This is a genomic window from Dyella sp. KRB-257 (assembly GCF_049445995.1).
Lineage (GTDB): Bacteria > Pseudomonadota > Gammaproteobacteria > Xanthomonadales > Rhodanobacteraceae > Dyella_A.
This window is the reverse complement of the sequence record NZ_JBMSDZ010000003.1, coordinates 217,618-241,514: the sequence shown is the minus strand read 5'-3', so window position 1 is coordinate 241,514 and position 23,897 is coordinate 217,618. Positions and strand designations below refer to the sequence as shown.

Below are 23,897 nucleotides of genomic sequence, written 5' to 3'. Positions count from 1 at the left end.
CATGAGCGAACGGCGCGGCAACGAGATCGAGCCGCAGCATACCCGACAGCGGGCCTCACCCGATGGGTGAGCGGGCGGGCTCGTGCAGGTGGCTGTGTGGTGCGGTTTGGCAGGGAGAGGTCACGGAGTCAGGTTTATGTCCGAACCGAATGGCCCCATCGAGATCTCGTCAACAAGGGATTCTATCTTCGGGCTACTCCATTCCTCCGGAATGACGCCGACTTCAGTTTGCTTGTATCCAGGCAACGCCTGACAGACTCGCGGCGCAGACAAACGGGCGTAAGGGCCCGAAGCCTCTCTCACTTCCATGAAAAACCCATCCTCTCCAAATGCGCATCAACCTTGGCCTGCGACTCGGCAACGAGATCCATGACCTGCGACAATCGTGCCTCGTAGCGCTCGGCCAACTCCCGCACGCGCCGTGTCAGTCCCTGGCTGATCCGATCCATCTCGCCATGAATGGCGGCGTCCAGGGCGCCCAACCACTTGTCGTCCACCGCCAGCGTCTTGATCTCGGCCTCTGAAAGCTGCGGATACTTGGCAAGGGCCGCATCGTCCAGCGCCGCCTCGGCGTCCTTGAGCTCCTTCTTCAGGGCTGCCTTCTCGCGATCCAGCTTCTGCCATTGCTTGAGCACGGCGATTTCGGCAGCCGCATCGCTGTCGTCTGGAACGGAGGCACTGGATCCCGGCTTTCGCCGGGATGACGGCGGCGGGGCGGGTTGGTTTTCGGCGAGTTCGTCGAGACGCTCCTTCACCGCCGCCTTGTTGATCTTGTCGAAGCCGGAGAACACGGCGTCTTCGCCGCTGTGTTCTTCCTCCATCTCGGTGAGTTGCGCATCGGTGGCATCGAGATCGGCGGCGAGCTGGTCGATGGCGGCCTGCTCGGCGGCGAAGTAACGCGCCACGATCAGCGGCTTGGGCAGCAGGTCGCAGGCCCAGCCCTTGTCGACCTCCTTGGTGACCTTGCCGTCCTTGTTCTTCTTCTGCTCGATCACGCGGTAGGTGCTGACCTTCCAGCCGTCGACGGCGATCAGGTACAGATCGTCCTGCATGGTCTCGGCCCAGTAGTCCATCAGGTGCTGGTAAACGTCGTAAGCATTGATCAGCGGCTGGCCGGCGTAATGCGCCAGCAGGTTTTCCGACAGCTCGGCGATCACGTCCTTGGGGTGGCAACCCGCATCGAGTGCCTTGAGCGTGGCAGCGCTGCGCTGGCGCCAACTGGCGAAGTGGGCGTTCATGCCGCTGACGAAGGCGGCGAACTGCGGGTGCTCGTAGATGGTGGGCTTGATCGCGGCCTTGTCCACGGCGAGATCCACGTAGCCGGGGCGGTTGGGCTTGAACAGGGCCTTGCGCAGATCCGGGCAGACCTGCCAGTAGCGCTGCAGCGCCTCGACGTCGGCCAGCGGGATGCCGCCCTTGAGGTGGCCTTCGATGTCCTGCCGGTCCTCGGCCTGCTGGCTGTCGATGTAGCGCGGCAGGTTGAGGTTGTAGTCGTTCTTCTCGATCTCGGCGAACGGCACCATGCGCGCGTACTTGGGCACGTCCAGCCGCTTGCTGAAGACGTCGACGATCTGGTGCACGTCACGCGAGCGCAGGCGGTTCTTGGGGCCGTCCTTCGCGAAGCCCGAGCTGGCGTCGATCATGAAGATGCCCTTGCGGGCCTGCGCATCCTGCTTGTCGATGAGCACGATGCAGGCGGGTATGCCGGTGCCGTAGAACAGGTTGGCCGGCAGACCGATGATCGCCTTGATGTAGCCCTTGCGCACCAGGTTGCGGCGGATCTCCGCCTCGGCGTTGCCGCGGAACAGCACGCCGTGCGGCAGGATGCAGGCCCCCTTGCCGGTGCTCTTGAGCGACCGCACGATGTGCAGCAGGTAGGCGTAGTCGCCCTGCTTGGCCGGCGGCGTGCCGAACGGCGCGAATCGCTCGTGCGGGTCGTTGAGCGGATCGAGACCGGTGCTCCAGCGTTTGTCGGAAAACGGCGGGTTGGCCACCACGTAGTCGAACGTGCGCAGGCTGCCCTTGTCCATGAACTTGGGGTCGGCCAGCGTATTGCCCTGCACGATGTTCGCCTCGGCGTTGTCGTGCAGGATCATGTTCATGCGCGCCAGGCCGGCGGTGGTGGCGTCCTTTTCCTGGCCGTAGAGGGTGAGCTTGCTGCGCGCCTCGTCGGCCACTTTCAGCAACAGCGAGCCGGAGCCACAGGTCGGGTCGTACACGGTGGTAGCGTTGCTGCTTTTCGCCCCGCGGATGCCCAGCACCTGCGCCATGATCCGGCTCACTTCGGCCGGCGTGTAGAACTGGCCCTTGCTCTTGCCGCTCTCGGTGGCGAAGTGGCGCATCAGGTATTCGTAAGCGTCGCCGAGGATGTCGTCACCTTCGGCGCGGTTCTTCGAAAAATCCAGCGCCTTGTTTTCGAAGATGCTGATCAGGTCGGTGAGCTTCTCGACCATCTCCTTATCGGTACCAAGCTTGTTTGGATCGTTGAAATCCGGCATCTCGGACAGGCGATTCGCCGCCTTCAACGGCGCGATGATCTTCTTGTTGATCTGGTCGCCGATGTCGCTCTTGCCCTTGAGCGCCACCATGTCCTTGAAGCTGGCGCCCTCCGGCACGGTGATCGGCGCAAACGGCACCCCGGCGTACTTGTCGCTGATGTACTTGATGAACAGCAGTACCAGCACGTAGTCCTTGTACTGGCTGGCGTCCATGCCACCGCGCAAGGCGTCGCAACTGGCCCACAGGGACGAATAGAGTTCGGATTTCTTGATGGCCATTGCTTACCAGTGGAATGTAATTCTGCAGTACGGGCGGCCCCCAGGCCGTGCGCGGCGCGTGCATCGCCGGCCGAACGTGCCCGAACCGCAGAAGACTACACAGTTCACCCCGAGCGCCAAAGGCCCAAGCGGCAAACCGGTTTCGCCCGGGCTTTCTGGCTAGCCTTCGGCTGCCTGAAACCTGTCGCGATGGGCCGAAAGATAGGCAAGGTGGCGCTCGTGCAGGCGTTCGACACGCAGGCTCGTTGTGACGCCAAGCGCGAGCCGGTCTTCTGCGCAGAGGGACCGTGCGATCAAAATATGTCCGAACCTCTGACCTTGGAGATTTAGCCGAGCACTTTACCCGCGCCTGCGGCGCCTGCCAGCACATGCATGCGGCCCACCAAGGCATCCAGCACGGGCGCAGCCTTCACGCCGCGCGCGGTGAACAGTTCGGCGAGCGACTGGTAGTAGCCGAGCGTGCCGTCGCGGCCGCCGGTGAAGCGATCGAACACCGCGGTGCCGACGGCGGTGTCTTCCAGGTCCTGCACGATGGCGCGGGCGTTGTGCAGCTTGTCGCAGGCGCTCACCAGCAGGGTGTGCTCGTCGGCCGTGCGCAGGTGGGCGAGGTAGGCGCGCTTGCGCTCGATCCAGTCGCGACGCTTGGCTTCGGGGTCGGTGTGTTTCGCCTTGCCCTCGGCGGTACCGTCGGTGCAGTCGCGCACGATGGTGGCCACCGCCTCACCGAACTGCGCGCGGATGATCGCCTCGTGCGCGGCGCCGCAGTCTTCCAGCGTGTCGTGCAGCAGCCCGGCAATGGCCTGGTCCTCGTTGCCGCCGAACTCGATCACCAGGCTGGACACGCCCAGCAGGTGGTAGATGTAGGGAATGTTGGAGCCTTTGCGGAACTGCGCGGCGTGCGCGATGCGGGCGTAATCCACGGCGCGGGCAAAACGGTCGGTGAGTGCGGCCATGCGGTGCTCCTTGGGTGGGTCAACGGGACTATGCTGATTGATGAGCATCGCACCGTTTGAGAGCTCCGCCGGAAGTGGCGGCTGGCAGAACCATCCCGAGCGGCGCTCCATGCTCTCCCCCTATCCCTGAGGAGCAACGTGATGATCTACAAGAAACAGACGTCCAAATCAGTGGCGCAGGCGTTCGAGGCCATGCAGGCAGCGGTGAAGGCGCACGGCTTCGGCGTGCTGCACACCTACGACTTCAAGCAGACGCTGGCGGACAAGGGGTTTGCGCTGGCCAACGGCTGCATCGTGATGGAGGTGTGCAATCCGAAGCAGGCGTCGGAGGTGCTGGCGATGGACATGACGCTGAACATGGCGCTGCCGTGCCGGGTGTCGGTGTACGAGCAGGACGGCGCGACGTGGATCGGCATGGTGCCGCCGACCGACCAGCTTGCTCTGATCTCCAGCGACGCGCGCATCGCCGAGGCGGCGCGCGGGGTGGAGGCGACGATGAAGGCGATCATCGACGAGGCGGCGTGATGGGGCTGGCTCCGGCACGGCCCGGTTCGTGGAAATCGGTGGCCGTGACTCCCGATGTGCTGGTTTTGCTGGCGTCGCCAAGCGCGCGACGACGAGGCACTGCCTTCTTCAAACCGCCCGCAGCGGCTGGCTGAAACCCGGTTCCATCCGCCGGATATCGCGCTGCAGGGCATCACGCACCTGCGGCACCTCGACCAGCAGGTCGGCGTGCTGCAGGCACTGCTGGTGGGCCGCTTCGAGCAGTTGCCGGATGCGTTCGCGGGGATCGTCCACCTGGCAGCGGTCGGCGAATTCCAGCAGGTGTTGTCGGGCTGCGAGAAAGCTCTTGCTGCCACCCAGCGTGAGGGCCAGCGTGTCGTTGGGCAGATACGCGGTGGTGTTGACGATGTCGTAGGCCGGCGCCATGCGCGCGTCATCGCTGGCGGGGTGGGTGTAGAGCAGGCCGAAGTTCTTCAGGTGCGCGTCGCCGTTTCCCACGATGACGCAAAGCACCACCATGTCGAACAGCTGCGCCAGCGCCGGGCGCACCTGTTCTGCAAGGCAGTTGTTGCCGATGACCCTGGTCAGGCGCTCGTAGCTGCCCTGGTATTTCTGCGCGGTACCGAGCCCCATCAGCGTGGCCATGTCTTCGAAGCCCAGCGGCTTGCGATCGACCAGTTCGGTGAACAGGTCTTCGGCGCCGTCCCAGGCCAGGATCTCATCCAGCCGCTCGCCGCGCTCGGGCTCGCGGCTACGTTGCAACAGGCGGTCGACCGCGGGCGCATCGACGGCGAGGCGACCGATGGTGCCACTCTGGCCGGTGATCGCCAGCAGCATCATGGGATCGAGCTGGGTGAGCTTGACCAGGCGCAGGCGCAGGCGCAGCTGCTCCAGCACATAACCTTCCGGCAGGCTTTGCTGGAAGATCGGCAGCAGCTCGGAGGAGGACGTGTACGGACTGCGCCGTACCGGCATGGTCAGGCTCACCGCCACGTCCGGCGTGGTGCCGGTGTAGGCAAACGCGTACTGCCTGCCTTCGTGGTAGAGCTCGCCACTGACGCCCTGCGGGGTCAGCACGCGCGCGCTGGCGACGGCCACCGGCTCATTCGCCATAGATGTCCCCCAGCTCCTCCAGCGTCGGACGCTGCGCGATGTCCACCTTCAGGGCGGCATCGAGGGCGGCGGCGAGCCGGGCGTAGCTTCCGAACGCGATCGATCCCCGGTCCTGCTCCATCTGCACGATCTTGGGCCGCGGCATGCCGGCTCGCGTGGCCAGCGCAGCCTGGGTGAGGCCACGTCGCTTGCGCAGCAGACGCAGCTGCTGGCCGAGACTATCTTGCTCTCGCTGAGCTGGAAGTAGCCGATCCATCCACGCAGCACCGGATTGAGGGTCTCGATGGTATGGGTGAGGCTGCGCCCGCGCCCCTGCCGCAACAGCTCACGTACGCGGCCGGTCAGACGCGTCACGCTTTCCGGCGCAACCTTGAGCCTGATCCGACCACCCGCATTCGTCAGGGTGTAGCCCAGCGATCCCAGTCCGTGAGCAGGATGTTCGACAGCAACGGCGACAATGGCCCGCCTTGCGGCGTGCCCTTGTTCCGCGTCGCGGCCACCCCCTCACGCATCAGGCCCGCTTCCAGATAACGGCGGATCAGCTTGAGCACCCGCTCGTCGTCGGCGTGCCGGGCGACGCGCGACATCAGGATGAAAGTGGTTGACCCGGTCGAAGAACTTCTCCAGGTCCATAGAGGACTTTCACCTCCAAGCAGGTGCGTCCTGCCGGACGCACACGAAAAACGGCGCCCGAGGCGCCGTTTTGCTTTCACTGATTGAAGCCCGCGCTCAGTGGGCTTCGGCGCCCGGCGGGTGGGCGTGGCCGTGCTGGATCTCTTCCTCGGTGGCGTCGCGCACTTCGTTGAGGGTGACGTCGAAGTGCAGCGTCTTGCCGGCCATCGGGTGGTTGAGGTCGACGTCCACCGTGGTCATGCCGACCTTGTGCACGGTCACCACGCGCTGGCCGCCCTGCTTGAGCGAGAGCGCCGTGGTCATGCCGGGCTTGAGCCTGTTCGCCTGCTGGAAATACTTCTTCGGCACGCGCTGGATCTGGCCGTCCTGGCGCTCGCCGTAACCGTCGGCCGCAGCCACGTCTACCTGCAGCGACTCGCTGGCCTCGTGGCCTTCCAGTGCCGCCTCCAGCCCCGGAATCAGCTGGCCGTGGCCGAGCAGTACCCACAGCGCCTCGTCGCGGTCGTGCGAACTCTCGACCTTCTCGCCGTCCACCGTGAGGGTGTAGTGCAGCGAGATCACCTTATCCTTGCCAGCCTTCATTGCCTGTCTCTTGTGCGATTGCAAACCGCGGATTCTATCAGGAGCGGCCCGGCTCGAAGGACACCCCGCGCACTTCCGGCCCGCGCCAGGCGAGGAACGCCAGCAGCAGCGCCACGGCCGCCATCCACCCCGCCATCACCAGCGCGTAGTTGCCGCCGTGCCGCGCCGCCAGCCAGGCCTGGATCGACGCCGTGCCCGCCGCGAGCAGGTTGCCCAGCTGATAGGCGAAGCCGGGCAGCGTGGCGCGCACGTCGTGCGGCGCCAGTTCGTTGAGGTAGGTGGGCACCACGCCCCAGGCGCCCTGCACCATCACCTGGATCAGGAACGCGCCGATGCCCAGCACGACCACCGAGCCGCCGAACGTCCACAACGGGATGCACGGCAGCGCCAGCAGCGCGGCCACCACCATCGCGCGACGGCGTCCCACCCGCTCCGACCAGCTGCCGAAGGTGAGCCCGCCCACGATGGCGCCGGCATTGAGCAGCATGGTGAGCACGGCCACCGTGCCCGCATCGAGGTGCATCTGTGACTTGAGGAAGGTGGGGTACATGTCCTGCGAGCCGTGGCTGAACATGTTGAACGCCGCCATCAGCAGCATCATGTAGAGCAGCCGCCTGCCGTTGCCTTGCATGGCCGCCAGCGCGCCGCGGCGCGGCCCTTGTTCCCGCGCCGCCTGCCAGGTCGGCGACTCGGGCACCCTGGCGCGCAGGTAGAGCACCAGCAGCGCCGGCAGCGCGCCCACCACGAACATCGCCCGCCAGCCCAGCCCGAACACGCTGAACACCAGCCAGTAGGCCAGCGCCCCCAGGAAATACCCGCACGGATAGCCGCTCTGCAGCAGGCCAGACACCGCGCCGCGCGCCTTCGCCGGCACAGTTTCCATCGCCAGCGAGGCGCCGATGCCCCACTCGCCGCCCATCGCGATGCCGAAGAAAAACCGCAGCACCAGCAGCGCGGTCAACGACGGTGCGAAGGCGCAGGCCAGCTCCAGCAGCGAGAACATCAGCACATCGACCATCAGCACCGGCTTGCGCCCGTAACGGTCGGCCAGCCGCCCGAAGATCAGCGCGCCGATCGGCCGCGCCGCCAACGTGAGCAGGATGCCCAGGGTGACCTCGGTATGGCCGACGTGGAACTCGGCGGCGATCTCGTCCAGTACGAACACCAGCAGGAAGAAATCGAAGGCGTCGAGTGTCCAGCCGAGGAAGCTGGCCAGCACGGTGTGGCGCTGGGTCGTGTCGAGTCCGCGCAGCGCGGCAACGAGGGACATTCCATGCTCCTGATCCGGATTGGGCAGCAGAGGAGGCTAGCACGCAGCCGGCGCCGGGGCGGAGCGCACGGAATGACACGCGCACGGAATGACAAATTCGACCGATACGGCACCGACTATGCGGCGCTGAGCGTGCAGCAGCCGGGCAGCACCTGCTATATGCAGAACACTGATGTCGCCACCTACAACCTGCACCAGAAACGCACCGGCGGATCAGCCACGGCTTCACCGAGCAGCACTCCAACCTCGCCTACTCCGGCCAGTCCGGCGGCATGAACGAGGCCTTTTCGGACATGGCGGCGAAGTGGCCGAGTACTACGACCGTGACAGCAACCACTGGCTGGTGGGCGCGGAGATCTTCAAGAACGGCACTGCGCTGCGCTGCATGTGCAACCCGACGCTGGATGGCCGCTCGATCGACAACCAGGCCAACTACACCAGCACGCTCGACGTGCACTATTCCAGCGGCATCTACAACAAGGCCTACTGCACCTGCACCCCACGACCACGGCGGCGACGCTGGATGGCGTACCACTCTCCTGCCGGACCCCGATGGCGGTGTCACACCGGCAATACGCCGCGCCAGCGGACGGACGTCGGCGCAACGGCGGGTCGGCAGGCCGCTTGCTGCAGCGCAAGCACGCCCCCGCCGGATCGGCTACACTACACCGGCTCGTAGACGCCCCCGACTCCCTTGCGGACATCGCGGCGATGGCCAGGCCCTCGCCCTTTCCCCCACCCCGGTAGCGCGCACGGCACCCGGCCAGCCATCGCTTTCGATGTGCGGTCGTCGAATTCATCGTCTGCCGCGCGGTATCAGGGAGCGCAGCAGAACACTCCAGGAGTTTCCATGTCTTTTGAATCGCTGGGCCTTGCGCCCGCGTTGCTGCGCGCGCTTGCCGACCAGGGCTACACCGAGCCCACGCCGATCCAGGCCAGTGCGATCCCGCTGGTGCTCGCCGGCCATGACCTGCTTGCCGCCGCGCAGACCGGCACCGGCAAGACCGCCGCGTTCGCCCTGCCGGTGATCCACAAGCTGCTGCAGGGCGGCGACACGCAGACGCGCCGCCCGCGTGTGCTGGTGCTCACCCCGACCCGCGAGCTGGCCGCGCAGGTCAACGAGAACTTCCGCGACTACGGCAAGTACGTGCGCGTGGCCACCACCACCATCTTCGGCGGCGTCGGCATGGGTCCGCAGATCAACGCGCTGCGCCGCGGCGTCGACGTGGTGATCGCCACCCCGGGCCGTCTGATCGACCACATGCAGCAGCGCACCATCGACGTCACCGGCATCGACACGCTGGTGCTGGACGAGGCCGACCGCATGCTCGACATGGGCTTCATGCCGGCGCTCAAGCGTATCGTCAACGCGCTGCCCAGGCAGAAGCGCCAGACGCTATTGTTCTCGGCCACCTTCGCCGCGCCGATCAAGGCGCTGGCGATGCAGTTCATGACCGATCCGCGCGAAGTGTCGGTGACCCCGCCGAACACGGTCGCGCCGCTGGTCAGCCATCACGTGCATCCGGTGGACGCCGCGCGCAAGCGCGACCTGCTGCTGCACATGCTGTCGCAGGACAGCCGCCGCCAGAGCCTGGTGTTCAGCCGCACCAAGCACGGCGCCGACAAGCTGGTGACCTACCTCAACGTGTCCGGCATCCGCGCCGCGGCGATCCACGGCAACAAGAGTCAGAACGCCCGCACCCGCGCGTTGAGCGACTTCAAGACCGGCCGCGTCACCGTGCTGGTGGCCACCGACATCGCCGCGCGCGGCATCGACATCGATCAGTTGCCGATCGTCATCAACTACGACCTGCCGATGGTCGCCGAGGACTACGTGCACCGCATCGGCCGCACCGGTCGCGCTGGCTCCGAGGGCCTGGCCGTGTCGCTGGTGAGCCACGACGAATCCGGCCTGCTGCGCGACATCCGCATGCTGGTGAAGCAGGACATCGCGATCACCCCGGTGGCAGGCTTCGAGCCGTCCGCGCCGCTGCGGCTGGACGCCGGCGCGCCGCGTCCGGTGCAGGGCAACCAGCGCCAGGGCCGCCAGTCGCAGCGCCCGCAGCAGGGCCGCCCAGCCGGCAACGGCAAGAGCGGCGCCTCGCACCGCCCGCACGGTCACGTGCAGCAGGCCAGTGGCGAGCACGCGGCGGGCAACCGCTCGCGGCGCCGCTCGCGCCGTCCGGCCGCCAAGGCCTGATCACCGAGCAATGCGAAAGGGCGGCGCCTCGCGGCGCCGCCCTTTTGCTGTCCGTGATGGCAGCAGCAGGAGCCCGCTCGCGGGCGATGCTTTTGGCTTTGATGTGACATCAGAGCCAGGGCATCGCCCGCGAGCGGGCTCCTACAGCAGGCCCAGCGCCTTGGCGTGATGGCGCAGATGGTCTTCCATGAAGGTGCTGATGAACCAGTAGCTGTGGTCGTAGCCGGGATGCCGACGCAGCAGCAGCGGCTGGCCGGCCTCGGCGCAGGCCTGGTCGAACAGCTCGGGCTTCAACTGGGCCTCGAGGAATTTGTCCGCCTCGCCCTGGTCGATCAGGATCGTGCCGGCAAAGGTCTGCCGGTGGACCAGTTCGCAGGCGTCGTAATCGGCCCAGGCCGCACGATCCTCGCCCAGGTATTTCGGCAGCGCCTTGCGCCCCCACGGCACCTGGCTGGGCGCGACGATGGGTGCGAACGCCGAGACCGAGCGGTAGCGTTCCGGGTAGCGCAGCGCGATGGTCAGCGCGCCGTGGCCGCCCATCGAGTGGCCGAACAGGCTGCTGCGCGTGGCGTCGACCGGGAAATGCCGTGCGACCAGCGCCGGCAGTTCGTCCACCACGTAGCGATGCATGTTGAAGCGCCCGGCATAGGGCGCCTGCGTGGCGTCGACGTAGAAGCCCGCGCCCTCGCCGAATTCCCAGTCGCCGGTGGCGCCCTCGATACCGGTGTCGCGCGGGCTGGTGTCGGGCATCACCAGCACCAGGCCGAACTGCGCGGCGAGCCGCTGCGCACCGGCCTTGATCGTGGCGGTTTCTTCCGTGCAGGTGAGGCCGGCCAGGTAATAAAGCACCGGACACTTGCCCTGCACCGCCTGCGGCGGCCGGTACACGGCGAAGCGCATCGGCCCCGCGCAACTGGTCGAGGCGTGCCGGTAGAAGCCCTGCACGCCGCCAAAGCAGGCCTGCTCGGAAAGAGTCTCGAAACCGTCCATCACCACCTCCATGGAATCACCGCAAGATGTCGATCATCAGCCGCACGGGCGGACGCTCCAACCCCGCGTCAGGCTCTCAGCGCTCCTGGTCGGTGGGGCGCATCAGGATCTCGTTGATGTTGACGTGCGGCGGGCGCGTCACGCAGAACGCGATCGCCTCGGCGACGTCGCGCGACTGCAGCTGGCGCATGGAGTCGGCCCAGGCGTTGAGCGCGTCCCGGGTCGCGGCATGGCCGATGTGCTCGCGCAGCTCGGTCTGCACCGCGCCCGGCTCGATCACGCTCACGCGAATGCCGTGCTGGTACACCTCGCGCCGCAATGCCTCGGAAAACGCCACCACGCCGAACTTGGTCGCCGAGTAGGCGGCGGCGTTGGGGTTGGCCACGCGTCCGGCGGTCGAGGAAATGTTGACGATGTGGCCGTCGCCGCGCGCGGTCATGCCGGCCAGCGCCGCCTGCGTCGAGGCGATCAGGCTGAGCACGTTGAGCTCCAGCATCTGTCGCCAGCGTCCGAGGTCGGCCTCGGCGACCGGCTCCAGGTACATCACGCCGGCGTTGTTGACGAGGACGTCCAGACGTCCGAAGTGCGCCTCGGCATCGCGCACCACACGCTGCGCCTCGGCCTCGTCGAGCAGGTCCGCCTCCAGCACCAGCGGCTCGGCGCCGAGTGCGGTCAGCTGCACGGCGAGCCGGTCCAGCCGGTCGCGGCGGCGCGCCGTCACCGCCACGCGCGCGCCTTCCTCCGCCAGCGCGATCGCGGTCGCCTCACCGATGCCCGAGGAGGCGCCCGTCACCAGCGCGACCTTTCCCACCAGACGCTTTGCCATGCCTGAATCTCCTGTGCCTTGAACGTTTTACCGGGCGGGCCACACGCCCGCGGACTGCTACAATAGCGCCCATTCTCCCGCATGCCGTCCGGCGTGCCACCCCGAGGTTCCCCCGATGTCATCCCCCTCCCCCGACTCCGCCCCGGCTGCCGCCGGCTTCACTGCGCTCGGGCTGAATCCGAACATCCTGCGCGCGCTCGCCGACGTCGGCTACGAGTCGCCCTCGCCGATCCAGGCCGCCACCATCCCGCCGCTGATGGAAGGGCGCGACGTGCTCGGCCAGGCGCAGACCGGCACCGGCAAGACCGCCGCATTCGCGCTGCCGATCCTCTCGCGCATCGAGCTCAAGCCCGGCAAGCCGCAGGCGCTGGTACTGGCGCCCACCCGCGAGCTGGCCATCCAGGTGGCCGAGGCGTTCCAGAAGTACGCCACCCACCTGCCCGGCCTGCAGGTGCTGCCGATCTACGGCGGCCAGAGCTACGGCCCGCAATTGCAGGCGCTGCGCCGCGGCGTGCAGGTGATCGTGGGCACGCCCGGCCGCGTGATCGACCACCTGGACAAGGGCACGCTGGATCTGTCCGAGCTGAAGTATCTGGTGCTCGACGAAGCCGACGAGATGCTGCGCATGGGCTTCATCGACGACGTGACCAAGGTGCTCGAGGCCACGCCGCCGACGCGCCAGGTGGCGCTGTTCTCGGCGACCATGCCCACGGTAATCCGCAAGATCGCGCAGAAGCACCTGAAGGACCCGGTGGAAGTCATCATCAAGTCTTCCACCACCACCGCGGCGAACATCCGCCAGCGCTACTGGTGGGTGAGCGGCCTGCACAAGCTCGACGCGCTCACGCGCATCCTGGAAGCCGAGCCGTTCGACGCGATGATCATCTTCGCGCGCACCAAGCAGGCCACCGAGGAACTGGCCGAGAAGCTGCAGGCGCGCGGATTGGCCGCCGCCGCGATCAACGGCGACATCGCCCAGCCGCAGCGCGAGCGGGTGATCCAGCAGCTCAAGGACGGCAAGCTCGACATCCTGGTCGCCACCGACGTGGCCGCGCGCGGCCTGGACGTGGAGCGCATCACCCACGTGATGAACTACGACATTCCGTACGACACCGAGAGCTACGTGCACCGCATCGGCCGCACCGGCCGCGCCGGGCGCAACGGCGAGGCGATCCTGTTCGTCACGCCGCGCGAGAAGGGCATGCTGCGCGCGATCGAGCGCGCCACCCGCCAGCCGATCGAGGAAATGAAGCTGCCCACCGTCGAGGCCGTCAACGACGTGCGCATCGGCCGCTTCAAGCAGCGCATCAGCGACACCCTGGCGCAGGGCGAGCTGGAGTTTTTCCAGCAGCTGATCGAGCAGTACGAGCAGGAGCACAACGTGCCGGCGATCGAGATCGCCGCGGCGCTGGCGCGCATCGCCCAGGGCGATCAGCCGCTGCTGCTGACGCCGCCGCCCAAGCGCGAGCTTGCGCCGCGCGAGCACGAGCCGCGCGAGCGCAGCGGCGACCGGCCTGAGCGCAGCGCCCGCCCGGAACGCGAACCGCGCGATCGCGATGCCGGCCCGCGTGAATCGTTCTCGCGCCCGCTGCAGCGCGCCCACGTCACCGAGGAAGGCAAGCGCACCTACCGCGTCGAGGTCGGCCACGACCACGGTGTGAAGCCGGGCAACATCATCGGCGCCATCGCCAACGAGGCCGGGCTGGAAAGCAGCTTCATCGGCCGCCTCAGCATCCGCGGCGAGTACAGCCTGATCGACCTGCCCGACGGCATGCCCAAGGAAGTGTTCGAGCACCTCAAGAAGGTGTGGGTGGTGCAGCACCAGTTGCGCATCCACGAGTGGGACGGCAAGGACGACGGCGCCGCCGACCGTCCGCCGCCGCGCACCGGCGGCCCGCGGCCCGGCGGCTTCAAGGGCAAGCCGCGGCCCGGCGGCGGCAGCGGCGGCAAGCCGCCCCGCCGCAAGTACTGAGCTTTTCGCTCGCCCACGAAACCCGCGCCCGGCGCGGGTTTCGCTTTTTTGTTTTCGGCACAGGCTCCGCGCGAGGCAGTGCTCGCCGGGATGTTCGTTCGCCCCGTACCATCGGCGGATGCCTCCACCCCCGCTCGCCGCATGACACTCCCGCCGCCCCGCACCGCCGTCGATCCGCGCCTGAGCGGCCTGTCCGTCTCGCAGCGCGAACAGCTGCATGCCGCCGCGCGGGCGATCCGCGACGGCCAGCTCGACGCCGCCGACCGCCTGCTCGATGCGCTGCACCGCCTGGCCCCGTGTCACGTCGAGGTGCTGCGGATGAAGGGCATCGCCGCCACCCGGCGCGGCCGCGTCGACGACGCCATTGCCGTGCTGCGCAAGGCGCTCGCGCTGGCCCCGCACGATGCGCTGGTGCTGAACGACCTGGCCAGCGCACTGGCCCGGCGCGGCGACATGCACGACGCGCTCACCATCTGGCGACAGGCCTGCATGGCCGCGCCGGACTACCCGATCGCCTGGTTCAACCTCGGCCGCAACCTGCAGCAGCTCGGCGACAGCGAGGAAGCGCTGCGCGCGCTGAAGCAGGCCACCGCGCTGGCGCCGGAGCTGCTGCCGGCACACATCCTCGCCGGCGACACGCTGGTGCACCTGGGCCGCTTCGACGAAGCCGCCGCGCATTACCGCGCCGCGCTGGCGCGTCACGGCGCCTGCGGCGACGCCTGGCGCGGGCTGGCCAACATCAAGACACAGCCGCTGGGCGATGCGGACATCGCGGCGCTGTCTTCCCTCGTGCAGTACCCGGGAGTGGCCGACAGCGACCGCATCGCGATGGGCTTCGCCCTGGGCAAGGCGCTGGAGGATCGCGGCCGCTACGAGGACGCCTTTGCCGCGCTCGCCGCCGCCAACGCACGGATGCGCCAACTGGCGCCCTGGCACGCGCCGACCTTCAGCACCCACGTCACCCGCGTGCTCGAAGCCGGCCATCGCTTGCCGGCACCGCTGGACGCCACGCTGGGGCGCGAGGTGATCTTCATCGTCGGCCTGCCGCGCTCGGGCTCCACGCTGTTCGAGCAGATCCTCGCCGCGCATCCGCAGGTGGAGGGCGCCAGCGAGCTGGACGATCTCGACGCGGTGATCGTCGAGGAGTCCCGGCAGCGTCGGCAACCGCTGCTGGCGTGGATGCCGTCGGCCAGCGCGGCGGACTGGCATCGGTTGGGTCAGCGCTATCTGGAACGCACCGCGCGCTGGCGCACGCAGCGCCCGCGGCACACCGACAAGCTGCCGGAAAACTGGCTCCACGCCGGTCTGCTCGGCGCGATGCTGCCCGGCGCACGCATCGTCGACGCCCGGCGCGACGCCCTGGAAGCGGGCTGGTCGTGCTTCAAGCAGCAGTTCTATCGGCTGCCGCACTTCGCCTGCGATCTCGGCGACATCGGCGCCTACACCCGCGACTACCGGCGCGCGATGGCGATCTGGCAGGCCGAGCAGCCGCAGCGCGTGCGCATCCAGCGCTACGAGGCGCTGCTGGATGAACCGGAGCGCGAGATCCGCGATCTGCTGGCGTTCTGCAACTTGCCGTTCGACGCCGCCTGCCTCGACTACCATCGCGCCATGCGCAGCGTGCGCACGCCCAGCGCGTCCCAGGTACGCCAGCCGCTGCGCCGCGACACCGCCCGCGCCGAACGCTACGGCGCGCTGCTCGATCCGCTGCGCCAGGCGCTCGCCGACGCCGGCTGAGGCACGCAGCGTTCGCGTCGTGCAACAGGCTGTTGCGCCATGTGACGGCGAAAACGCCGGGTGCCGGCCTTATGTTTGGCGCATTGCCCGGAGAGCGCCATGACCCGCCTGCCCAGCCTTTACATTTCCCACGGCTCACCGATGACCGCACTGCAGCCCGGCGCCACCGGCGCGCGGCTGGCCGAGCTGGCCGCGGCGCTGCCGCGTCCGCGCGCGATCGTGGTGGCCAGCGCGCATTACCTCGCACGCGGCCCGCGGGTGGGTGGCGCCGCGCAGCCGGAGACGATGCACGACTTCGGCGGCTTTCCGGCGGCGCTTTACCAGATGCGCTATCCGGCGCCCGGCGATCCGGCGCTGGCCCGCGAGGTCGTGCAGCGACTCGAAGATGCCGGCCTGCCGGCAGCCGAGGATGCCTCGCGCGGGCTGGACCACGGCGTGTGGGTACCGCTGCGGCTGATGTATCCGGTGGCCGACATCCCGGTGGTGCCGCTGTCGATCCAGCCGCACGGCGGCCCGGCGCACCAGCTGGCAGTGGGCCGCGCGCTGGCCCCGCTGCGCGAGGACGGCGTGCTGGTGATCGGTTCGGGCTCGATCACCCACAACCTGCACGACCTGGCCGCCGGCTACGGTGCCGAGCACGAGGCACCGTACGTGCGGCCCTTCATTCGCTGGATCGAGCAGCGCCTGGCCGAGGGCGACACCGCCGCCCTGCTCGACTACCGCCGGCAGGCGCCGTTCGCCGAGCGCGCGCACCCTACCGACGAGCACCTGCTGCCGCTGTTCGTGGCGCTGGGCGCCGCGGGCGACGGCGCACGTGCGCAGCGGCTGGACGCCGGCATCGACTCAGGGATCCTGGCGATGGACATCTACCGCTTCGACGCGGCCGCCTGATCAGCCCGATGCCAGCCTGTCGCCGGCTGTGACCTGCGCCTTGCCGGCGTGGCAGGTGAAGCGGAACAGGTAGTCCAGGCTGAAGGGCTCGATGCGGCTGTCCACCACGTGGCTCTCGCCGTTGGCGTCGGCCGACCAGTGGTTGATCTGCAGCGGATTGAACTGCCAGCGCAGCGCGGCCGCCCGCGTGGCGTCGAGATAGGGCGCGAGATCCGCTTGTGCGGAGGCCGCGTTGCCGGGGCGCACTTCGGTGACCTTGCCGGCGCGGTCGACGATCAGCCTGGCGGTCACTTCCACCACGGGCGGGCAGATAGCCAGCTGCGCCGCGGGATAGACCGGCGTGACGCGTTCCAGTGCCGTGCCGCCGCTGGACACCTCGCCCATGGCGAGCTGGTAGTGCACCGTGTCCGGCTGCTCCACCGCGCGCCAGGAGGCGTCCCCCTCGTTGGGTGGCGGGGTGGCGGGCCGCACGGCGTGGCGGGCGCAACCGGCGGGCCCGGCCAGCAGCGTAAGCGCCAGCACCGCCCGCCATATCGCCACGCCGCCCAGCGCCACCCTTGCATGTCGTGCTTCGTGCCGGTTTGCCATCGCGCGCTCCTGGATTACATCCGTAATCCGCATGGAGATTACGAGCGTGATCCTTCCTCCGCAACCCGCACGGAGACCCGGACCCGCCGAACAACGTCACCCCGCTGGACGCGTGCCGCGCAGCGCGGACCGCGGGTTCGACGCTCAGGCGCTGCGCGGCAGCGGCGGCGCGCCCGCACCGCCGGGATCGATCCAGTCCTGCGGCGTGAGCAGGGGCAGACCGTGCGCCAGTCGCGCCTTGTCGCACTGTGCGCTGGCCTCGCCGAACTCCCATGACGGCGCCACCTCGCGACAGACCGAGGGTCGCTGCGCATAGATGCCGCAGCTCGCCTGCACGCCCACCTCGCCCTGCAGGGCCACGCAGCGCACCGGCTTGCACTCGGTACCGCGCATCACCAGCCGGTGCGGATCGAGCTTGGCGGTGAGTTCGGCGGGCACCTCGCCGCCGAGGAACGACTCGGCCTCCGACCAGTGGAAGGCCACGCGGAAATGGGCGCAGCACGCGCCGCAGCGCAGGCAGGGATGCAGCATGGACCGACCGGGAGTGGCGCACCCCGAGGCGCGCAGCGGGCGGATTCTAGATCGTGGGCTGGCACGGCCGAGCGTGCCATCGCCCGCCTGCGCGCGGCGGCGTTTAGCCGCGGTTGCCGGGCTTGCCGGCGACCACCGCCGGCATGCCTGCTTTCCCTCGCCCATCCGGCATATTGCTGGCGACCGTGGCGCCTCGCCCCGGCTCCTGCCACGATCGGCACCCGGCACCTGCGCCACCCGAACCCGAAGGACTGACGATGCTCCAGCAACTGCCTGCCCTGGTCACCCTGCTCAACGTGCTGCTGCTTGCGGCCACCGTGTTCGCGGTGGGGCGCGCCCGCGGCAAGTACGGCATCAAGGCGCCGGCCACCAGCGGCCACGAAGGCTTCGAGCGCGCCTATCGCGTGCAGATGAACACCATCGAGCAGACCGTGCTGTTCCTGCCCACGCTGTGGCTGGCGGCCATGCACGGCTTTGCCGGCTGGGCCGGCATCGCCGGGCTGGTGTGGATCGTCGGGCGCGTGTGGTACTTCGCCGCCTATCTGGCCGATCCGGCCCGGCGCGGCGGCGGCTTCGCCACCGGCATGCTGGCCTGGCTGGTAGTGCTGGTGCTGGCGGCGATCGGCGTGGTGCGCGCCCTGCTGGTGAGCTGAGCGCCGCGTCCGTAACGTGGTGTCGGCTAAGCCGGCGCCACGCGCAGGCGGTCGATGCGGGCGCCGTCCATCGCGATCACCTCGAAACGCCAGCCGCCGGCGACCACGCCATCGCCCACCTGCGGAAAGCGCCCGAGCTGCTGCAGCACCAGGCCGGCCAGGGTGGAGAAACTGTCGTCCACGTTCAGGCGCTGGCCGAGCAACTGCTCGGCGCGGCGCACGTCGACGCTGGCGTCGAACAGCCACGCGCCGTCCTCGTCCAGCGCGGCGGACGGGTCGCTGCCCGGCGCGTCGGGAAACTCGCCGGCGATCACCTCCAGCACGTCGCTGGGCGTGACCAGCCCGAGCAGGCTGCCGTATTCGTCCACCACCAGCGCCACCTGCAGCGGCGCGCGTCGGAACTCCTCGATCAGCCGCAGCACGCTGAGCGATTCGAGCACCATCAGCGGCTTGCGCACCACGCTGTCCGGCTCGATGCGGCCGTGGTCGAGCAGGCTGGCCATCAGGTCGCGGGTGGAGGCCACGCCGATCAACTGATCCAGATCGCCATGCGCCAGCGGCAGCCAGCCGTGACCGGCTTCGGCCAGTTCGCGGCGCACGGTGGGCAGGTCGTCGCGCGGGTCGATCCAGCGGATCTCCGGACGCGGGGTCATGATCGAGCGCACCGGCCGCTGGGCCAGATCCAGCACGCCTTGCACCATCGAAAGCTCGTCCTTGCCGAACACCGCCATGGACGGCGCTTCCTCGGCGGTACCGGCGGAGGACCTGGCCGGCTCGCCGTCCTCCTCCATCCCACCGGCACCGAGCAGGCGCAACACCGCCTGCGCCGTGCGGGCACGCAGGTGCCGCGCACTGCCCAGCAGGCTGCGCTGGCGGTTGCGGCGCATGATCTGGTTGAACACCTCGATCATGATCGAGAAGCCGATCGCCGCGTACAGATAGCCCTTGGGGATATGGAAGCCGAAGCCCTCGGCGATCAGGCTGAAGCCGATCATCAGCAGAAACGACAGGCACAGGATGATCACCGTCGGGCGCGCGTTGACGAAGGCGGTCAGCGGCTTGCTGGCGCTGATCATCAGCAGCATCGCCACCACCACCGCGATCATCATCACCGACAGCTGGTCGACCATGCCCACGGCGGTGATCACCGAATCGAGCGAGAACACCGCGTCCAGCACCACGATCTGCGCCACCACGAGCCAGAAGCGGGCCGGCGTGCGCGGACCGCCCTCGCCCTCGTCCGCGGCCTCCAGCCGCTCGTGCAGCTCCAGTGTGGCCTTGAACAGCAGGAATGCGCCGCCGAGCAGCAGGATGATGTCGCGCCATGACAGCGAGAAACCCTGCCATTGCGCGATGGGCGTGGTGAACCTGACCAGCCAGCTCATCGCGCTCAGCAGCACCAGCCGCATGATCAACGCAATGGCCAGGCCGCTGACGCGGGCACGGTCGCGGCGGCCAGGCGGCAGCTTGTCGGCGAGGATCGCGACAAACACCAGGTTGTCGATGCCCAGCACGATCTCCAGCACCACCAGGGTGAGAAGACCGGCCCAGGCGGTGGGGTCGGCAAGCCAGTCGAATGCGAACATGGGTGGCGCCTTCGCGCGCGTTTCCTCCGTGTTGGTGATGCCCCACTATACAAGCTGCCTTCGGGCCACCATGACCGATGGCAGGGATTGCGCCGGCGCGATGCCAGCCGCTAGCGTCGGTGTGTCCGTCCGCCGAAAGGAATCGTCTCCCCCGTGAATGCCGCCACCGACGTGTTCGCCGACCCGCCGCCGCTGCCGCCGGCCCCACCCGCCCCGGTGCGCGCGCCCGGCGTGGGCGAGGCGATCGGTCTGCTGGCGCTGTATTTCGCCCTGCAACTGGCGGCGGGCTTCGCGGTGGGTTCGCTGGTCGGGCTGGTGGTCGGCATGCGCATCGGCTTCACGCACGGCGATGCAAAGACGGGCGGCGACCACACGCTGCATGCGCTGCAGGTCGCCATGGGCAATCCGGACCTGCGCACCGGGGTCACCGCGGCCACCTTGCTGATCGCCGCCTCGGCCACGCTGTGGATCGTGCATCGCCGCTGGCCGCGCCAGTGGCGGCTGGCGCAGGCGTGGCAGGGTTTCGGTTTCGCACCGAGTTCCAGCATGGCGTTCTACGGTGCGGCGCTGGCGCTGGGCGTGGCGGTGCCGGTCATCGGCGGCGTGCTTACCCGCCTGCTCGCCGGCAGCCACCCGGTAACCCAGGACATCGCGCAGATGGGGCAAGGCGCCTCGCTGGCCGGACGCGTGGTGCTGGCGCTGTCGGCGGTCACGCTGGGACCGCTGGTGGAAGAAACCCTGTTCCGCGGCGTGCTGTTCTCGTCCCTGCTGGGTTTTCGAAGGCGTCAGGCGATGCTCCCCGCCGTCGGCAACGCGCGCATCGTGCTGGCCATCGGCCTGAGCGCCCTGCTGTTCGGCATGGTCCACCTGCCTGACCTCGGCTGGCGCTGGTACGCCGTGCCCAACCTGGCCCTGCTCGGCATCGGCTGCGCTTGGCTGCGCCTCAAGTCCGGCTCGCTGTGGCCGGCCGTGATGGCCCACGGCATCAACAACCTGCTCGCCGTGGCGGGCTGGTTCGTGATGACGCATCCGCCGGGCTGAACCCGGCGCCGGAACTCAGCGGCGGCGCTGTTCGAACCGCGCGAGCAGCCGGGCCGTCTCGAACACCGGCAGGCCCATGACGCCGGAATGGCTGCCTTCCAGATGCTCCACGAGCGCGCCGCCGCGGCCCTGGATGGCGTAGGCGCCGGCCTTGCCGAACGGTTCGCCGGTGGCGACGTAGGCGGCGATGACGGCGTCATCCAGTTTTGCGAAGCGCACGCGCGAGACGCACAGTGCGCTGTCCCGATGATCGGCCGTGACCGCCCACACGGCCGAGACCACCTCGTGCGTGCGACCGGACAGCCGGCGCAGCATGGCTGCCGCATCCGCCGCATCGGCGGGCTTGCCGAACACCTCGTCGTCCAGCACCACCTCGGTGTCGCTGCCGAGCACCACGGCGTGCGGATCGGCCACCGCGGCCAGACCGGCCAGCGCCTTGTCGCGCGCCACGCGGCTGACGTAATGCCGTGGGGATTCGCCGGCGCCACGCACTTCCGGCACCTCGACATCGATCACCTGGAAGGCGACGCCGATCTGCTCCAGCAGCTGGCGACGACGCGGGGACCGGGAAGCGAGGTAGAGCATGGCGCGATCCGCGGGCGGCGAGGTCACAGCGCCAGACTGTATTCGCAGAACTGCCGGTAGGCGTCGAACAGCGGTGCGAGGGCATCGAGGTCGTGGCCGTTGGCGGTACGGATGGAAACGGTCATGGGCGACTCGTCGACGGGAGAGGCGCACAGCATAGCGGCGCACCCGCACTGCTCAGGCGCGGTGGTAGGGATGCCCGGCGGCGATGGTGGTGGCGCGATACAGCTGCTCGGCCAGCACCAGCCGCACCAGCATGTGCGGCAGGGTAAGCGGCCCCAGCGACCAGCGCTGCTCGGCGCGGGCGAGCACGTCCGGCGCATGGCCGTCCGGTCCGCCGATGAGGAAGGCCAGGTCGCGGCCGGCCATGCGCCAGTGGTTCAGCTGCGCGGCCAGCTCCTCGCTGGACCAGCTCTTGCCGCGACCGTCGAGGGCGATCACGTGGCTATCGCGCGGAATCGCCGCGAGCATCGCGACACCTTCGTCGAGGATCGCACGGGCATCGTCACGTCCCTTGCCGCGCGCGCCGGGCTTGAGTTCCACCAGTTCCAGCGGCAGCTCGTGCGAAAGCCGCTTGCGGTACTCGGCAAAGCCCTCCGCCACCCAGGCGGGCATGCGTTCGCCGATGGCGATCAGGCGGGCGCGCATCGGTCCCCGGACTTAATCGAACCACGCGGCGCGCAGCGCCACGTTGGCCTCCTCTCCCCTCCGGGGAGAGGATTGAGGTGAGGGGCTGGGGCTTGCGGGAAAGTTCATCGCAGCGGTGCCGGCGAGGCGCTCCACGCTTCGTAGCCACTGGATCGCAAGATTGCCCCCTCACCCCGACCCTCTCCCCGCCGGGGCGAGGGAGAACAACGGTCAACCCGCGCTGACGGCACTGGCGTCCTGTTCGCGGTCGCCCACCGTCCACAGGCGTTCGAGGCCGTAGAACTCGCGGATGCGCGGCAGCATGACGTGGACGATCACGTCGCCCAGGTCCACCAGCACCCACTCCGCCTCCTGCTCGCCTTCCACGCCGAGCGGCATCACGCCCGCCTTCTTGGCGAACTTCACCACTTCGTCGGCAATGGACTTGACGTGCCGGGCCGAGGTGCCCGAAGCGATCACCAGCAGGTCGGCGATGGACGTGCGGCCGCGAACGTCGATCTCGCGAACGTCCTTGGCCTTGAGTTCCTCCAGCGCGCTGATCACGTGCTGGCGCAGCTTGGAGGTGGTCACCGACTTGTCGGTGCGGGAAGAGTTAGCCAAGAGGGGGAGCCTCGGTGCAAGTCACAGCGCAGAATCGCGCCGGCACAGTATACCGCCCCTCCCCGGCACCCCGGCGCGTTGCACGGGGCGGGACCCTGAACGGGCGCGCGGGCATGCCGGCCAGGTGACGGGCTCCGGACAGGGCGCCGGAGCCCGCACCCAATCACATGCCGCCGCTCTTCATGGCATCACCCTTCATCGAGTCGCCCTTCATGGCGTCGTCCCTCTTCATGGAGTCGCCCTTCATGGCGTCATGCTTCATCGAATCGTGCTTCATCGAATCGTGCTTCATCGAATCGTGCTTCATCGAATCGTGCTTCATCGAGTCGTGCTGCATCGAGTCATGCTTCATGCCGTCGCCCTGCATGGCCGAACCGCTGTCGTGGGCCATCGAATCCTGCGCGAGGGCGGCGGTGGCGAAGCTGCCGGCAAACAGGGCGCAGGCGAGGCCGAGCGCGAGCTTGCTGAGATTTTTCATGCGACGTTCTCCTGAAAGTGGACGTGCGGCCAACGCCGCACCACCCTCTTTCGCCGCCGCAATGCGGCCGGTTACGCCAGGGAATCAACGGCGCTGCAGCAGCCGTCCGCCACCCAGCGCGTTGGCGCCGATCACCAGGCCGACCGCCAGCGCGTGCATGGCCAGGTCGGTGGCGGCGGCGTCGAACTCGTGGCAGATCTCCAGCAAACTGGCCGACGCGGCGGCGCTGGCCAGCCCGATCACCACCGCGGTGAGCACCGGCCGCAGCGGACAGGCGCGGCGCAGCAGCCACACCATCAAGGCCGACAGCGGCAGCGAGAACGCGAGGATGAATTCGACGCAGCCATGGGTCTGCGCCAGCGTCGCCACGGCCGTATCCGGCGCCACCCACTCGCGCAGGCAGCCCATGCCGCTGGCGCCGATCCACAGCAAGGCGGGCGGCAGCACCAGCCAGGCGCAGCGCACGTCGCGTCCAGGCACCCCCAGCGAAAACGCCACCCAGCCGGCTACCACCGCGGTGAGCGCCGCGCCCAGGCCGGCCCAGGCGAGATCCGGCGTGCCCGCCCAGCGGGTGAGCATCGGGGTGAGCCCGTAATGCCACGCGAGCAGTGCGGCCAGCGCGGCCAGCAGCACGGTCCAGCCGATCGTGCGCTGCAACGGCGGACGCAGGCGTCGCACCGGCGCCAGTTCGCTGCCCAGCGCACGGATCAGCGAATCGTGGGAAGGCGCGTCGGCCACG

General features: G+C 68.8%; 25 protein-coding genes and 2 pseudogenes. 9 read left to right on the top strand and 18 right to left on the bottom strand.

Translation table 11 applies throughout. From position 1 onward, the window contains the following. Window positions 1-299: 299 nt before the first annotated feature. A complete protein-coding gene (locus tag ACO2Q2_RS03925) occupies window positions 300-2,777 on the bottom strand; it encodes a type I restriction-modification system subunit M (protein ID WP_423254462.1) in 2,478 nt (825 codons plus the stop codon). A 326-nt stretch (window positions 2,778-3,103) separates the two neighbouring features. Then, window positions 3,104-3,730, bottom strand: a complete 627-nt coding sequence (locus ACO2Q2_RS03920; RefSeq protein ID WP_423254461.1) for an HD domain-containing protein — start codon at window positions 3,728-3,730, stop codon at window positions 3,104-3,106. A 141-nt stretch (window positions 3,731-3,871) separates the two neighbouring features. On the opposite strand from ACO2Q2_RS03920, the gene ACO2Q2_RS03915 reads away from it, so the two are divergent. Beyond that, entirely contained in the window at window positions 3,872-4,255 is a 384-nt protein-coding gene (locus ACO2Q2_RS03915; protein ID WP_423254460.1) for a DUF302 domain-containing protein, read from the top strand. 108 nt (window positions 4,256-4,363) lie between these two features. On the opposite strand, the gene ACO2Q2_RS03910 is transcribed toward ACO2Q2_RS03915, so the two are convergent. From ACO2Q2_RS03910 to ACO2Q2_RS03885, 6 genes and pseudogenes are all read right to left on the bottom strand, one after another. Then, a complete protein-coding gene (locus tag ACO2Q2_RS03910) occupies window positions 4,364-5,347 on the bottom strand; it encodes a type II toxin-antitoxin system HipA family toxin (RefSeq protein WP_423254459.1) in 984 nt (327 codons plus the stop codon). Then, window positions 5,337-5,603, bottom strand: a complete 267-nt coding sequence (locus ACO2Q2_RS03905) for a helix-turn-helix domain-containing protein (protein ID WP_423254458.1) — start codon at window positions 5,601-5,603, stop codon at window positions 5,337-5,339. The genes ACO2Q2_RS03910 and ACO2Q2_RS03905 overlap by 11 nt, the downstream gene beginning before the upstream one ends. Then, a pseudogene (locus ACO2Q2_RS03900) lies at window positions 5,582-5,701 on the bottom strand (group II intron maturase-specific domain-containing protein); the annotation flags it as partial. The pseudogene ACO2Q2_RS03900 and the gene ACO2Q2_RS03905, both read right to left, overlap by 22 nt. A 44-nt stretch (window positions 5,702-5,745) precedes the next feature. Next, window positions 5,746-5,934 (bottom strand): hypothetical protein, encoded by a 189-nt coding sequence (locus ACO2Q2_RS03895; RefSeq protein WP_423254457.1) that lies wholly within the window; start codon window positions 5,932-5,934, stop codon window positions 5,746-5,748. A gap of 142 nt (window positions 5,935-6,076) precedes the next feature. Continuing rightward, window positions 6,077-6,562 carry an FKBP-type peptidyl-prolyl cis-trans isomerase gene (locus tag ACO2Q2_RS03890; RefSeq protein WP_423254456.1) on the bottom strand — a complete coding sequence of 162 codons (486 nt, stop codon included), beginning with the start codon at window positions 6,560-6,562 and terminating at the stop codon, window positions 6,077-6,079. 37 nt (window positions 6,563-6,599) lie between these two features. Beyond that, entirely contained in the window at window positions 6,600-7,832 is a 1,233-nt protein-coding gene (locus ACO2Q2_RS03885) for an MFS transporter (protein WP_423254455.1), read from the bottom strand. Between the two features lie 212 nt (window positions 7,833-8,044). On the opposite strand from ACO2Q2_RS03885, the pseudogene ACO2Q2_RS03880 reads away from it, so the two are divergent. The 3 genes and pseudogenes from ACO2Q2_RS03880 to ACO2Q2_RS03870 all read left to right on the top strand — a co-directional run. Next, window positions 8,045-8,110, top strand: a pseudogene (locus ACO2Q2_RS03880) (hypothetical protein); the annotation flags it as partial. 26 nt (window positions 8,111-8,136) lie between these two features. Next, complete coding sequence (locus ACO2Q2_RS03875) at window positions 8,137-8,511, top strand: M4 family metallopeptidase (RefSeq protein WP_423254454.1); 375 nt, start codon at window positions 8,137-8,139, stop codon at window positions 8,509-8,511. A gap of 171 nt (window positions 8,512-8,682) precedes the next feature. Continuing rightward, complete coding sequence (locus ACO2Q2_RS03870; protein ID WP_423254453.1) at window positions 8,683-10,032, top strand: DEAD/DEAH box helicase; 1,350 nt, start codon at window positions 8,683-8,685, stop codon at window positions 10,030-10,032. A gap of 141 nt (window positions 10,033-10,173) precedes the next feature. On the opposite strand, the gene fghA is transcribed toward ACO2Q2_RS03870, so the two are convergent. Together fghA and ACO2Q2_RS03860 are read right to left on the bottom strand one after the other, a co-directional pair. Then, window positions 10,174-11,022 (bottom strand): S-formylglutathione hydrolase, encoded by an 849-nt coding sequence (gene fghA, locus ACO2Q2_RS03865; protein WP_423254452.1) that lies wholly within the window; start codon window positions 11,020-11,022, stop codon window positions 10,174-10,176. A gap of 76 nt (window positions 11,023-11,098) precedes the next feature. Further along, the gene (locus ACO2Q2_RS03860; protein ID WP_423254451.1) at window positions 11,099-11,848 is read right to left on the bottom strand and encodes an SDR family NAD(P)-dependent oxidoreductase; all 750 of its coding nucleotides are present in this window, start codon (window positions 11,846-11,848) and stop codon (window positions 11,099-11,101) included. A 115-nt stretch (window positions 11,849-11,963) separates the two neighbouring features. Between ACO2Q2_RS03860 and ACO2Q2_RS03855 the strand changes: the two genes are divergently transcribed. From ACO2Q2_RS03855 to ACO2Q2_RS03845, 3 genes are all read left to right on the top strand, one after another. After that, window positions 11,964-13,820 (top strand): DEAD/DEAH box helicase, encoded by a 1,857-nt coding sequence (locus tag ACO2Q2_RS03855; protein WP_423254450.1) that lies wholly within the window; start codon window positions 11,964-11,966, stop codon window positions 13,818-13,820. Between the two features lie 141 nt (window positions 13,821-13,961). Continuing rightward, a complete protein-coding gene (locus ACO2Q2_RS03850; RefSeq protein WP_423254449.1) occupies window positions 13,962-15,557 on the top strand; it encodes a sulfotransferase in 1,596 nt (531 codons plus the stop codon). Between the two features lie 99 nt (window positions 15,558-15,656). After that, window positions 15,657-16,448, top strand: a complete 792-nt coding sequence (locus tag ACO2Q2_RS03845) for a dioxygenase (protein ID WP_423254448.1) — start codon at window positions 15,657-15,659, stop codon at window positions 16,446-16,448. Here ACO2Q2_RS03845 and ACO2Q2_RS03840 read toward each other — a convergent pair whose 3' ends face one another. Then, on the bottom strand, window positions 16,449-17,036 hold the full coding sequence (locus ACO2Q2_RS03840; protein WP_423254447.1) for a hypothetical protein: 588 nt from the start codon (window positions 17,034-17,036) through the stop codon (window positions 16,449-16,451). It lies immediately after the preceding gene. Between the two features lie 144 nt (window positions 17,037-17,180). Further along, window positions 17,181-17,567, bottom strand: coding sequence for a YkgJ family cysteine cluster protein (locus tag ACO2Q2_RS03835; RefSeq protein ID WP_423254446.1), 387 nt, complete (start codon window positions 17,565-17,567; stop codon window positions 17,181-17,183). A gap of 257 nt (window positions 17,568-17,824) precedes the next feature. Here ACO2Q2_RS03835 and ACO2Q2_RS03830 point away from each other — a divergent pair, with 257 nt between their 5' ends. Further along, window positions 17,825-18,220 (top strand): MAPEG family protein, encoded by a 396-nt coding sequence (locus ACO2Q2_RS03830; protein ID WP_423254445.1) that lies wholly within the window; start codon window positions 17,825-17,827, stop codon window positions 18,218-18,220. 26 nt (window positions 18,221-18,246) lie between these two features. On the opposite strand, the gene ACO2Q2_RS03825 is transcribed toward ACO2Q2_RS03830, so the two are convergent. Further along, on the bottom strand, window positions 18,247-19,806 hold the full coding sequence (locus ACO2Q2_RS03825; RefSeq protein WP_423254444.1) for a hemolysin family protein: 1,560 nt from the start codon (window positions 19,804-19,806) through the stop codon (window positions 18,247-18,249). A gap of 153 nt (window positions 19,807-19,959) precedes the next feature. Between ACO2Q2_RS03825 and ACO2Q2_RS03820 the strand changes: the two genes are divergently transcribed. Next, window positions 19,960-20,847, top strand: coding sequence for a lysostaphin resistance A-like protein (locus tag ACO2Q2_RS03820; RefSeq protein ID WP_423254443.1), 888 nt, complete (start codon window positions 19,960-19,962; stop codon window positions 20,845-20,847). A gap of 15 nt (window positions 20,848-20,862) precedes the next feature. Here the strand turns inward: ACO2Q2_RS03820 and ACO2Q2_RS03815 are convergent, their stop codons facing one another. From ACO2Q2_RS03815 to ACO2Q2_RS03795, 5 genes are all read right to left on the bottom strand, one after another. Then, the gene (locus ACO2Q2_RS03815; RefSeq protein ID WP_423254442.1) at window positions 20,863-21,432 is read right to left on the bottom strand and encodes a Maf family protein; all 570 of its coding nucleotides are present in this window, start codon (window positions 21,430-21,432) and stop codon (window positions 20,863-20,865) included. Between the two features lie 177 nt (window positions 21,433-21,609). After that, window positions 21,610-22,080: a 23S rRNA (pseudouridine(1915)-N(3))-methyltransferase RlmH gene (gene rlmH, locus ACO2Q2_RS03810; protein ID WP_423254441.1), complete on the bottom strand. Its 471-nt coding sequence runs from the start codon at window positions 22,078-22,080 to the stop codon at window positions 21,610-21,612. A gap of 210 nt (window positions 22,081-22,290) precedes the next feature. Further along, entirely contained in the window at window positions 22,291-22,680 is a 390-nt protein-coding gene (rsfS, locus tag ACO2Q2_RS03805; RefSeq protein ID WP_423254440.1) for a ribosome silencing factor, read from the bottom strand. 163 nt (window positions 22,681-22,843) lie between these two features. Continuing rightward, the gene (locus ACO2Q2_RS03800; protein ID WP_423254439.1) at window positions 22,844-23,158 is read right to left on the bottom strand and encodes a pentapeptide MXKDX repeat protein; all 315 of its coding nucleotides are present in this window, start codon (window positions 23,156-23,158) and stop codon (window positions 22,844-22,846) included. An 84-nt stretch (window positions 23,159-23,242) separates the two neighbouring features. Next, complete coding sequence (locus ACO2Q2_RS03795; protein ID WP_423254438.1) at window positions 23,243-23,896, bottom strand: NrsF family protein; 654 nt, start codon at window positions 23,894-23,896, stop codon at window positions 23,243-23,245. Between the last annotated feature and the right edge of the window lies 1 nt (window position 23,897).